The sequence below is a fragment of the Streptomyces sp. NPDC005017 genome, from assembly GCF_042873115.1.
Lineage (GTDB): Bacteria > Actinomycetota > Actinomycetes > Streptomycetales > Streptomycetaceae > Streptomyces.
Genome location: NZ_JBIALD010000011.1, coordinates 152,900 through 164,993, shown reverse-complemented (window position 1 = coordinate 164,993; position 12,094 = coordinate 152,900). Strand labels below are relative to the sequence as shown.

Annotated in this window: 7 protein-coding genes; 5 read left to right on the top strand and 2 right to left on the bottom strand. The window is 68.2% G+C overall.

The genetic code is table 11. The features are described 5' to 3' along the window. Window positions 1-114 precede the first annotated feature (114 nt). The 3 genes from ACFYR0_RS18875 to pglX all read left to right on the top strand — a co-directional run bounded on the left by ACFYR0_RS18875 (window position 115) and on the right by pglX (window position 9,270). On the top strand, window positions 115-702 hold the full coding sequence (locus ACFYR0_RS18875; protein WP_389328839.1) for a hypothetical protein: 588 nt from the start codon (window positions 115-117) through the stop codon (window positions 700-702). A gap of 205 nt (window positions 703-907) precedes the next feature. Continuing rightward, entirely contained in the window at window positions 908-5,650 is a 4,743-nt protein-coding gene (gene pglW, locus ACFYR0_RS18870; protein ID WP_389328837.1) for a BREX system serine/threonine kinase PglW, read from the top strand. Beyond that, window positions 5,647-9,270: a BREX-2 system adenine-specific DNA-methyltransferase PglX gene (pglX, locus tag ACFYR0_RS18865; protein WP_389328834.1), complete on the top strand. Its 3,624-nt coding sequence runs from the start codon at window positions 5,647-5,649 to the stop codon at window positions 9,268-9,270. The genes pglW and pglX overlap by 4 nt, the downstream gene beginning before the upstream one ends. Here the strand turns inward: pglX and ACFYR0_RS18860 are convergent. Beyond that, window positions 9,197-9,787, bottom strand: a complete 591-nt coding sequence (locus ACFYR0_RS18860; RefSeq protein ID WP_389328831.1) for an ATP-binding protein — start codon at window positions 9,785-9,787, stop codon at window positions 9,197-9,199. The genes pglX and ACFYR0_RS18860 overlap by 74 nt on opposite strands. A 160-nt stretch (window positions 9,788-9,947) precedes the next feature. On the opposite strand from ACFYR0_RS18860, the gene ACFYR0_RS18855 reads away from it, so the two are divergent. Next, window positions 9,948-10,778, top strand: a complete 831-nt coding sequence (locus ACFYR0_RS18855) for a helix-turn-helix domain-containing protein (protein WP_389328828.1) — start codon at window positions 9,948-9,950, stop codon at window positions 10,776-10,778. Next, on the top strand, window positions 10,775-10,978 hold the full coding sequence (locus ACFYR0_RS18850) for a DUF397 domain-containing protein (RefSeq protein ID WP_389328825.1): 204 nt from the start codon (window positions 10,775-10,777) through the stop codon (window positions 10,976-10,978). The genes ACFYR0_RS18855 and ACFYR0_RS18850 overlap by 4 nt, the downstream gene beginning before the upstream one ends. Before the next feature lie 275 nt (window positions 10,979-11,253). Here ACFYR0_RS18850 and ACFYR0_RS18845 read toward each other — a convergent pair whose 3' ends face one another. After that, window positions 11,254-11,991, bottom strand: a complete 738-nt coding sequence (locus ACFYR0_RS18845; protein ID WP_389328822.1) for a hypothetical protein — start codon at window positions 11,989-11,991, stop codon at window positions 11,254-11,256. Between the last annotated feature and the right edge of the window lie 103 nt (window positions 11,992-12,094).

The window sequence follows — 12,094 nt, the reverse complement described above, 5'->3', positions numbered from 1 at the left end:
CTGCGGCCGCAGGCGCTCAACCCCGATGATGTCAAAGGTCTGTTGAAGCCCGTTCACGAGGTTGGTGACCGAGGTCCGACCCGTCGGGCACGGTCGCGATTGGCAGGGGGAACCGTGAAGCTCACCTATTTCCGCTTCGAGGGCACGCCGCAGGAGCTCGACGCGTCCGAGGCGGTCCGCGAGCTTGTCCGGCAGCAGTCCGGGACCGTCGACACCACTCGTCGGCCGCCTACGGTGGTCGCCGATCCCGACAGCGATGACTTCGTCGATTTCGGCTGGCTCGTCGAGGGCGATGTGCCGGGTGTCCCTGAAGAGGGCCAGGAGACGGTGAAGGCGCAACTCGCCTTCAATCCCGCTGCCCAGCAGTTCGTCGACTTCCTGGCGGAGGCGGCCTCCTGGGAGAGCGTGGGAGCCCACGGCATCAAGCGCAAGACATGGCGAGAAGGCGATCCGCTCGACTACTCGGGCTACCTCCGACTCCGCCGCAAGGGCAGCCAGTACGGAGGCTTCGCCTATTCCTTCGCGTCGACGGGCGTGATCAACTTTCGTCTGCAGCACAGCGACGAGATCACGCAGCTCGCACCGGATGCCTACCCGCTCACCAAAGGGAATTACCAGTACAGGGTGAACATTCAGATCCGTGATGAAAGCACCCTGAAGCAGGCGCTCGCCCTGGCGAAGCTCGCTTACGAGGCCACCTGACGGCTGCCCTGGCCGGATGCGTCGACGGCTGGGCGGTTCGCGGCGTCGGGTAAATGTTCGACATGAGCGGATATTCTCCCGGTCATGTTCTTTGGCCCGATCTTCACGACCTCTTCTCATGTCGTGGCCAGCCATTAGGATCTGCATGCAGGGTTTGACCATGGGAAAAGGTCGCCCTGGAAGGAACGAGGAGCGGGGAACAGGCATGCGGGAAGGCCGGTGGGTCACGGTCACCGAGTCCGAGTTCGATCACGAACGCCGTGGCCTGGACGCGATCCGGGAGAAGCTGCCGGACTCCGATCCCTGGCGCGCCTGGTCGAACTTCACCTTCACCGCGAACACCGGCCATGTCCGCGAGGTCGACCTGCTGGTCGTCGCCCCCGGCGGCGTCTGCATGATCGAGTTGAAGGACTGGCACGGCTCGGTCACCTCCGAGAACGGCACCTGGGTGCAGACCACTCCCGGTGGCCGCCGCCGTACGCACGGCAACCCGCTGCACCTGGTCAACCGCAAGGCCAAGGAGCTGGCCGGCCTGCTCGCGCTGCCCGGCAACAAGCGGGTCTGGGTCGCCGAGGCCGTCTGCTTCACGGACAACAGCCTGCGCGTACGCCTGCCCGCCCACGACCAGAACGGCGTGTACACCGTCCACCAGCTGGTCGAGATGCTCAAGCAGCCCCCGCGTGACGAGCGGCGCCGCATCACCGCGATCGGCTCGCGCGAGATCGAGACGGCCCTCAAGCACATCGGCATCCGCAAGAGCGACGCCCAGTACAAGGTCGGCCCGTACGAGCTGGAGCGGAAGTCCTTCGACTCTGGGGAGACCTGGGCCGACTACCTCGCCCGCCACAGCGACCTGCCCGAGGCCGCCCGGGTCCGCATCTACCTCAGCGAGCGCGGCTCCGACGCCTCCCTGCGTCAGTCCGTCGAGAACGCCGCCCGGCGCGAGGCCGCGGTCCTGGGCCGTTTCAAGCACCCGGGCGTGGTCGCGCTCAAGCAGTACTTCCCCTCCGGGCACACCGCCGGGCCCGCGCTGATCTTCGACTACCACCCGGACACCCTGAAGCTGGACGAGTACCTGGTCCAGTACGGCGAGAAGCTGGACATCCTCGGCCGGATGGCGCTGGTCCGCCAGCTCGCCGAGACCATGCGCTCCGCGCACTCCAGCCGCATCCACCACCGGGCACTCGCCGCCCGCTCGGTGCTCGTCGTCCCCCGGCCGCGCGGCAGGAAGGGCCGGGCCGTGGGGGAGGAGGCCGCCTGGCTCACCCCGCACCTGCAGATCTCCGACTGGCAGATCGCCACCCAGCGCAGCGGCGACTCCTCCCAGGGCCAGGGCATGACCCGCTTCGCGCCGACCGCCCTGTCCGCGATGCACCTGGCCGACGACGCCGACGCCTACCTCGCCCCCGAGCTGACCGCCCTCAACCCCGACCCGGTCCACCTCGACGTGTACGGGCTCGGCGTCCTCACCTACCTGCTGGTCACCGGCAAGGCCCCGGCCGCCAGCCAGGCCGAGCTGCTGGCCCGCCTGGAGGCGGGCGAGGGCCTGCGCCCCAGCTCCCTCGTCGACGGCCTGTCGGAGGACGTGGACGACCTGGTGCAGGCCGCCACCGCCTACCGGCCGGGCCAGCGCCTGTCCAGCGTGGACGAGTTCCTGGAGCTGCTGGAGGTCGTCGAGGACTCCCTGACCGCCCCGGCCTCGGCCGCCACCGGCACGGAAGCGCCCGGCGAAGAGGACGGGACCACCGCCGACAAGGACCCGCTGGAAGCCGTCGCCGGTGACGTGCTGGCCGGCCGCTGGGAGATCCGCCGCCGCCTCGGCACCGGCTCCACCAGCCGCGCCTTCCTCGTCCGCGACCTCCAGGCCGAGACCCGCAAGACCCGCCCCCTGGCCGTGCTCAAGGTCGCCCTCTCCGACAGCCGGGGCGAGATCCTCGCCCGCGAGGCCGAGGCCATGGGCCGCCTGCGCCCCCACTCCGGCATCATCCGCCTCGTCGAACCCGAGCCCCTGCACATCGGCGGCCGTACGGTCCTGGCGCTGGAGTACGTCGGCGACGAACGCGACGACACCGGGCAGGGCGGCGAGGCCGGGGCCCGCCCGCGCCGCCGCGAGGAGACCGTCGCCCGCCAGCTCCGCGAGAACGGCCGCCTCCAGGTCGACCAGCTGGAGGCGTACGGCGACTACCTCTTCGGCGCCGTCGACTTCCTGGAGGGCGAGGGCGTCTGGCACCGCGACATCAAGCCCGACAACATCGCCATCCGCATCCGCCCCAACCGCACCCGCGAACTCGTCCTCATCGACTTCTCCCTCGCCGGCTACCCGGCGAAGAGCACCGACGCGGGCACCGACGGCTACCTCGACCCCTTCGTCGACGCCATCACCCGCGGCTCCTACGACTCGCACGCCGAGCGGTACGCCGTCGCCGTCACCCTGCACCAGATGGCTTCGGGCGAGCTGCCCAAGTGGGGCGACGGCAGCGTCCTGCCCCGCATGACCGAGGCGAAGGAGTGGCCGTACCCGACGATCGCGGCCGAAGCCTTCGACCCGGCCGTGCGGGACGGCCTCGTCGCCTTCTTCCAGAAGGCCCTGCACCGCGACGCGGCCCAGCGGTACCCCGAGCTGAAGCCGATGCGGGACGCCTGGCGCAAGGTCTTCCTCGACGCGTCCCAGACGGTCCCGTCCAGCCACCGGGCCCGCGCGTCGGCCCCGGCGCCCACGACGACCGGGGAGGGCCTGCCCGCCCAGGGCGCCGCCGCGGCGGGGATCGCGGACGCCGAACCCGAGAGCGCCGAGCAGCAGCGCGACCGGCTCGCCGCCGAGGTCACCCGGGACACCCCGCTGACCGTCTCCGGCCTGACGCTCGCCGCGCAGTCGTTCCTGTACGGCCTGGGCATCACGACCGTCGGCGAACTCCTCGACTACAGCCGCCGCAAGCTCGTCAACGCCCCCGGCCTGGGCGCCAAGACCCGCAACGAGGTCCAGCAGCGGCAGCGCGAGTGGGGCGAGCGACTGCGCGAGATCCCCGTCTCGCCGCTCACGCCGAAGGGCCGCGCGGAGGCCAAGGAGGAGCTGGAGCAGCTGACGGCCGCCGAGTCGGCCCTGGTCGGCCACCTCGCGACGGGCGAGTCGGCGGGGACGCTGCCCGTCCGCACGCTGCGCTCGGTCAGCCTCGACACCCTCGCCACCGTCTTCGTGCCCGCCGTCAACAACAACGGCTCCAACCGCAACAAGGCGGAGATGGTACGGCTGTTGCTGCGCCTGCCCGACGAGCACGGCGTCCTGCCGGACATCGGCGTCTGGCCGAAGCAGAAGGACGTCGCGGAGGCCCTCGGGCTGAGCTACGGCAGTGTCTCGCTGTTGCTCAAGGACGAGCGCAAGCGCTGGAAGGCGGAGCCCGCCGTCCAGGCGCTGCGCGAGGAGATCATCGACCTGCTGGTCGGCATGGGGCGGGTCGCCTCGGCGGTGGAGATCGCGGACGCCCTGGCGGTCCGGCGCGGCACGCACCTCGCGGGGCGCGAGCAGCGGCGCGCGATGGCGCTGGCGGCCGTACGGGCCGTGGTCGAGGTGGAGCAACTGGTGCCGCAGGAGGCCGAGTTCCAGCACCAGCCGAACCGCAAGGCGACGGACGAGTCCCTGGGCGCCGGCCTGCTCGCCCTCGACGTGCGGGAGGACGACGGCCCGGACACCCCGACGGCACCGGGCCTGCTGGAGTACGCGACCCGCCTCGGCCGTACGGCGGACCGGCTGACCAAGCTGGACACCCTGCCGACGGCCGCGACGGTCCTGGCCGAGCTGGGCGCGCTGACGGTGCCGCCGGGCGCGGTGAACTGGGACGAGCGGCGCATGGTGGAGCTGGCGGCGGCGGCCTCCGTGAACGCCGCCGCCACGCCACGCCTGGAGATCTACCCGCGCGACCTGCCGCTGGTCCGGGCGCTGCGGCTCACCCAGGCCGGGCTCGTCCGCTGGATTCCTGGTGTACCGGAGGGGCGGCAGCCCGGCCTGACGGGAGAGGACGTGCACGAGCGAGTGCGCGCCCGCTTCCCCGAGCTGGTCGTGGTCGACGGCCGGGGCGGCACCTCCCACGACCTGCCGACGGGCGGCCCGCTGACCAAGGCCCTGCGCGACGCGGGCTTCGAACTGTCGCTGAACACGCGCGAGGACACGGGCACGCTGCGCTACCTGCCGACGCGGGTGGACGACGCGTCCAGCTACCTCACGACGGGCGCGTGGCGCCAGTCGACGCGTACGGGCGCGGTGACGCGGTACGCGGATGACCCGCAGCTCGCGGGCGCGGTACGCGCGGAGGAACGGCTGCTCGCGTCGGCCCGCCGGGACGGGTTCCGGGTGCTGACCGTACGGCAGCAGTTGGTACGGGACGCGGTGCGGGAGCTGGGCGCGGAGCGGCTGGGCGCGGGCGCGGTGTCGGTGACGGAACTGTTCCTGGAGGCCCTGCACGCGCAGGTCACGCCGGGCACGAAGCCGACCTGGGAGACTTTGCTCAAGGCGGACGCCGCCGAGCCTGGGTCGAAGGGTGCCGTGAAGTTCGCGGAGTACGTGCGGACGGCGTGGGGCGCGGTGGAGCCTCGGGTGGCGGCGCTGCTGGGAGATGGTGGTGGCGATGGGGCTGGTCCTGTTGACCCTGCCGGTCCTGCCGGTCCTGTGCTGCTGACGGAGGCCGGGGTGTTCGCGCGGTACGACGCGATGGGCGTCCTGGACCGGCTGGCGTCGGCGGCCCGGCGGGGTGGGCGGGGGCTGTGGCTCCTGGTCCCGCAGAGCGACCCGTCGCGTGAGCCCCGGCTCGGGCAGGTGGCCGTGCCGTACCAGGCCGGCCTGGGGGAGTGGATTCAGCTTCCGGACACGTGGGTGGGCAACGCCCATCGCGGGTCCGGTGAGGGCGAGGGCGCGGCGAGTGCCGGTGCCAGTGGTGTCGAGGGAGACGTCAAGTGATCGACCGCAAGGCTCTGTTGAACGACCTGAAGCATCAGGTCAAGGCGGTCGAGGCCGACCTCGGGCGACAGGTGAAGGCGCTGGGGGAGGTGGGAGCGCGGCTGAAGGCCGAGCACGACCGGGCCTTCAAACTGGGGCGTACGGCGGCGACGTGGACCTCGTGGCTGGACGAGCGGGTCACGCAGGTCGCGGTGGCGTGGGTGCTGGGGACGGTCTTCGTACGGTTCTGCGAGGACAACCGGCTGATCCCGGAGCCGTACCTGACGGGGCCGGACGGTGACCGGCGGGAGCTGGCGGAGTCTCGGTACGACGCGTACGTGGAGTCGGACGAGGACCCGACGTACCGGGGCTGGCTGGAGAAGGCGTTCGAGGAGCTGGGGCAGGGGCAGGCGGGTCGGCTGCTTTTCGACAAGCGGCACAACCCGCTGTACCAGGTCCCGCTGTCGCATGACGGTGCGCGGGAGCTGGTCGAGTTCTGGCGAGGGAGGGATGAGGCGGGCGTCCTCGTCCACGACTTCACCGACCCGCTGAACGAGGACGGCACGGAGGGGTGGGACACGCGGTTCCTGGGCGACCTGTACCAGGACCTGAGCGAGGCCGCGCGGAAGACGTACGCGTTGCTCCAGACGCCGGAGTTCGTGGAGGAGTTCATCCTCGACCGGACGATGAATCCCGCGGCGCGGGAGTTCGGGTACGAGGAACTGAAGATGATCGACCCTACGTGTGGGTCGGGGCACTTTGTGTTGGGGGCGTTTCGGCGGCTCGTGCGGCTTTGGGGGGAGGGGCAGCCGGGGCGGGATGTGCATGAGCGGGTGCGGGCTGCGCTGGACTCGGTGCACGGGGTAGACATCAATCCGTTCGCGGTGGCTATTGCTCGGTTCCGGTTGCTGGTTGCGGCTATGGCGGCGAGTGGGGTGCGGACGCTGGCGGAGGCTGCGAAGTACGAGTGGCCGGTTCATCTGGCGGTGGGTGACTCGCTCATCAAGGCCCGGCAGTTGGAACTCACGCTGGGCGGGGACGAAGATGGTCTTGATGACCCACTGGCCTCGTTCGCCTACGCTACAGAGGACGTGCACGAGCACCCGGGCATTTTGCAGTCCGGGCGATATCACGTGGTGGTTGGTAACCCGCCCTACATTGCGGTCAAAGATAAAAAACTGAACGCACTGTATCGGGAGCTGTATGACGCTTGCGCTGGCTTGTACGCGCTCTCCGTGCCGTTTGCTCAAAGGTTCTTCGATCTGGCCAAGCGGGGAGTGGCTGGCGGTGCCGGCTATGGCGTGGTGGGCCAGATCACTGCGAACTCATTCATGAAGCGCGAGTTCGGCACCAGGCTAATCGAGGAGTATTTTGCGCACAGGGTCGAACTGACGGAAGTAATTGACACGTCTGGTGCCTATATTCCTGGACACGGGACACCTACCGTCATCCTGATCGGCACCAGCCGCGAGGGGAAGGACCGCTCATCGAGCATCCGTACTGTGCGAAGCGTGCAAGGGGAACCGGGTTCTCCCGAACGGGCTGAGGACGGTGTTGTGTGGAACGCCATCGTAAAACAGATCGATTCTCCAGGATCGGTTAGCTCATGGGTTTCCGTCGACGACTTGGAGCGGTCTCGCTACTTCAGTAAGAAGCCCTGGGTTCTGGCAGATGGGGGCCTAGAAGTCCTTGAGCTGTTGAGCGCTGCAAGCGTGAAAACCTTGAACGCTCTGACTGTTCGGGTGGGGTTCTATGGGGACACCCACGCGGATGAAGCGCTCACGCTTCCCTCGCATGTTCTGCGTAAGCGTGAGGCCGAAGAAGAATTCATCGAGCCTATCAGCTTTGGGGATGAAGTTCGCGATTATATGGCCCGCCAGGCCAGTTATGTGATTCACCCCTATAATGAGGAGCGAATGGTCGCCTCATTGGATGCTATGCCAAATATTGGGCGTATCCTGTGGCCCAACCGAACCGAACTTGGGAATCGTGCCACTTTCTCCGGTGGTACATATTTCAGCGATCGCCGCCCTTGGTGGGAGTGGCATCAACTGCCTAAGGATGTTGATGCAAATCCCTGGTCTATCGCGTTTGCTGAAATCGCTACGCACAATCACTTCCTCGTGAATCGCGCGGACTCGGTGTTGGGGCGAACTGCTCCAGTGATTAAGCTGCGTAAAAACGCAAAGGAGAATGATCACCTGGCGATCCTTGGGTTGCTCAATAGTTCTACGGCTGCCTTTTGGCTAAAGATGAGTTGCCATAAGAAGGGGGGGAGTCCAGAATCGGGCGGCGGTGAATCTGATCAACCTTGGTCTTGGAGCTTTCAATTCAACGGCAGTAACGTTGAAAGATTTCCGCTACCCGGTGTCGTCCCTGTAAAGTTTGCTGCGGCGGCTGATCTTGTGGCGAGGCGACTAAGTGAGGTGACTCTGACCATAAGGGCGTCCGGTGCTGTCCCTTCGAGTGCTTCGCTACGAGAGGGCCGCAAGGCGTGGAGGTCTGCCCGGGCCCGCCTGATCGCCCTCCAAGAAGAGCTGGACTGGCAGGTCTACTCCCTTTACCACCTCCACTCCGAAGACCTGCGAGTATCCGAGGACCCCGACGACCCAAGCATCCCTGAACTCGCCCTCGGCGAGCGCGCCTTCGAGATTGTCCTCGCCCGTCGCGTAGCCGCAGGCGAGGCCAGCGACGAGTGGTTCAAGCGGCACAACTCCACGCCCATCACGGAGATCCCCGCCCACTGGCCTGCCCCCTACCGTGAGATCGTCCAGAAGCGCATCGACGCCATTGAGTCGAACCGCGCCATCGGTATGGTCGAGCGCCCCGAGTACAAGCGTCGCTGGGCAACCGAGGGCTGGGACGCACTTCAGGAGAAGGCCCTCCGCTCCTGGCTGCTCGACCGCATGGAGAACCGCGACCACTGGTTCGACGAGAACGGTCAGCCCACCATCCTCACCCTGGGCCGCCTCACTGACGCCCTCTCCCGCGATGAGGACTTCGTCTCCGTCGCCAAGCTCTACGCGCCTCGCACGGAACTCGCGAAGGTCGTCGCCGAGCTGATCACCGACGAGCACGTGCCGTTCCTCTCCGCCCTGCGCTACAAGCCCTCCGGGCTGAAGAAGCGGGCCGACTGGGAAGAGGTGTGGGACCTCCAGCGCAAGGAGGACGCCGCGCCCGACGAGCCCGCCAAGCGGAAGATCCGGGACTCCATTCCCGTGCCGCCGAAGTACACCTCGGCCGACTTCCTCCGCCCGTCCTACTGGAGGGCGCGCGGCAAGCTCGACGTGCCCAAGGAGCGGTTCATCTCCTACGGGCAGACCAACGCCGCCACCCCCGAGCTGTACGGGTGGGCCGGCTGGGACCACCGCGAGCAGGCGCAGGCCCTCGCCACGTACTTCACCAACACCGCGCTGTCCACCGAGGAGATCACGCCGTTCCTCGCCGGCCTGCTGGAACTCCAGCCGTGGCTGTCCCAGTGGCATAACGAGTTCGACATGCTCTACAGCGGCTCCCCGGCTGACTTCTTCGCCGGATACCGCCAGCAGAAGCAGGGCGAGCACGGACTCACCGACGACGACCTCCGTGCCTGGCGTCCTCCGGCCGCGACCCGAGGTCGTCGCGCAGCAGCGAAGCCGTAGCCAGGAGTAGTTCGACGTCGGTCGGTTCAGGGGCCACCCGGGGCGTGCGCGGGTGGCCTCCTTGCTGCACGCGCAGTTCCGCCCACACGGTTTTCCCCGGGGCGGCATGGCGAGGGGCGACCCCCCAGTCGTCCGAAAGGGCGGCGACGAGGAGCAGTCCCCGGCCGGACTCGGACAGCGAGTCGGTCACCGGAGCGCTGGACGGAGGCTGCTTCTCGGCGCGGGTGTCGGTCACCTCGACCCGGACGATGCCCTCGCCCAGGACGAGGTGAAGGTGGAAGTCCCGGCCGGGGACGTGCCCGTGGCGTACGGCGTTGGCGGCGAGTTCCGCCGTGATGAGGGTGAGTGTTTCGTTGACGTGGCTGGTGTAGAGGTGGCCCCAGTCGTCCAGGCGGTGTGAGACGAGTCGTCGAGCGAGGCGGGCACCGCGAGGCGTTGAGGTGAAGCGCATGGTGAACTCGCGTTCGGGTGCGAGGTGCCGTGGCATATGCCCGTTCGGGGGAGTTGCTGACTTCATGGGGTAAACGGTCGCGGACTCTGCGTAGCTTTGACCAGGAGTGATGTGCTGACGAGTACGGGCTGTACACGCGGGCGGTGCGCTTGTACGTGGTGGTGGGCGTGACCGGTTTCCGGGCCCCGAGTTGGCCGACCGGGCGGTGTACGAGAGGAGCTGCGGCGTGGACGACGAGGTTCAGCAGCCGGAGTACGAGGTCGGAACGGGCATGCTGTGCGTGTTCGGGAGGCAGTTGAAGCTGTTCCGGGAGCGGGCGGGGATGGACCGCGCGGCGCTCGGATCGCTGACCGGGTACTCGGCCTCGACGATCGCGTCGTTCGAGCAGGCGAGACGTATCCCGCCGCCGAAGTTCATCGACCGGGTCGATGAAGTGCTGGACGCGGGTGGGGTGTTGAGTGCCAGCAAAGAGGAGGTGGCTCGGGCTCAGTACCCGGCGTTCTTCCGGGACGCGGCCAAGTTGGAGGCCGAAGCGGTTGAGCTTCATGTGTACGCGAACCAGGCGGTCCCCGGGCTGTTGCAAACGGAGGAGTATGCGCGGGCCATCTTCATGATGATGCGACCGCCCATGGCTGACGAGCTGATCGAACAGCGAGTGTCCGCGCGCCTGGCCCGGCAGGAGATCTTGTCCAGTCGTGATGCGCTGCTCGCCAGCTTTGCCATCGATGAGGCCGTGCTGAGGCGTCCGATCGGAGGACGAGGAGTCCTGCGCGGCCAGCTTGAGCACATCCTCCTGACGGGGGAGCGGCGGAACGTCGAGATCCAGGTGATGCCGCTCGACCGTGAGGAGAACGCCGGAATGGCTGGTCCTTTCACCTTGATCGAGACGAAGGAAGGGCGGAGGATCGCGTACGCCGAGGTACAGAACGTGAGCCGCCTGCAGACGGAGCGGGAGCGGGTCCGGGCGCTGGAGGTCAAGTATGGAATCATCCGGGCGCAGGCCCTCACTCCTCGTGAATCATTGGCGTACGTAGAGAAGTTGCTGGGAGAGCCATGAACGCGCACGTACATCAGCAGCACATAGACGAGTCGGCGTGGCGCAAGAGCAGCTACAGCAGCGAGGAGGGCGGCGAATGTGTCGAGGTCGCCGCCCTCCCCGGCACGGTCCACATCCGCGACTCAAAGGACACAACCCGCGCCGCCCTGGCCGTACAACCCACGGCGTGGACCGCGTTCATAGAGTTCGCGGCACTCTGACAGGCGCAGGGCACGAGCAGGGTCCTCGGCCGGCGGGACGGGCCCGCCTCTGTGTTGGGGCCGGACGGGTAGGCCGACGTCACCCATGGCGTGAACGACGGGCGAACCCGCGAGCAGCTCCGTCACGCGTCGGCGCCCTGCTCCAACTCCGGAGCCGGGCGCCCACAAGGAGCGGGTTCGTAAGGCCCTCGGGCCCGGCAGAGCGCGTATCGAGCCGTGAGCATGTGGCGTAGGCCGTAGGCGGGGTGCTCGACGCCCTTCAGCGCACCGAGGAATCAGACTTGCGAGTCCTCGGGCGTCGGCGGTGTGCTAGGTGTCAGCCCTGGCCAAGACTCAGGCGCCTGGCCGAACGCGCGACGACCGGCCCGCACCGCCAGAGCGGCGAGGGCAGCGTTGGCGCCCCCACCGATCACGGCACCGATGCCGAACGGCGCCACGCGACCGAGAACGATGATCCCCTGCTTGGTCCCGTACTTCGTGATGAAGTTCGGCCCCAGGACTCTGTTGATCTGGCGCAACGTCTCGACCGGCACTTTGGCGACGACCTGGCGTCCCCAGTGCTGCCCCGTACGTCCGGCGACCTTGCCGATGGTGGTGGAGCCGCTGCCGCCGAGCATGACTCCCATCACGATCGTCCGGCGGCGCTCGACCTCGTCGATGGGGACTCCGTGGACCTCGGCGACCGACAGCGCGAAGAGGGCGCTCAACTCCAGGGACGAGAGGGTCTCGCCCGCCGACAGTGCCAGTGCGACTCCCGTGCCGACGCCGGGCGCCGCCGCGGTTCCCCCCACCGCGGCACCCGTCCCGGTCAGGGCGCTGACATACATACGCTCCAGGCTGCGGATCACCTGGGCCGGTGTCGCCTCCGGGTTCCGCTGGCGGGCCCGTGCGATGTTCTTGCGCACCAGCGGGGTCTGGAGGTCGATCGCCTTGTCCAGGAGTTCGAGCACTCGCTGCCCACGTCCGGCTGCTTCCGGATCCGAGCCGTCGCCGTCGTGGGTATCTGCTGCCATGCCTTGACCCCCAAGTCGCCATTCCTCTAAAGGAAGTTGTCACTCAATCAGCCGAACGGATCGTGCGCCAGCGGGTCTTGTGATGCCGAGCAGGCAGACCGTC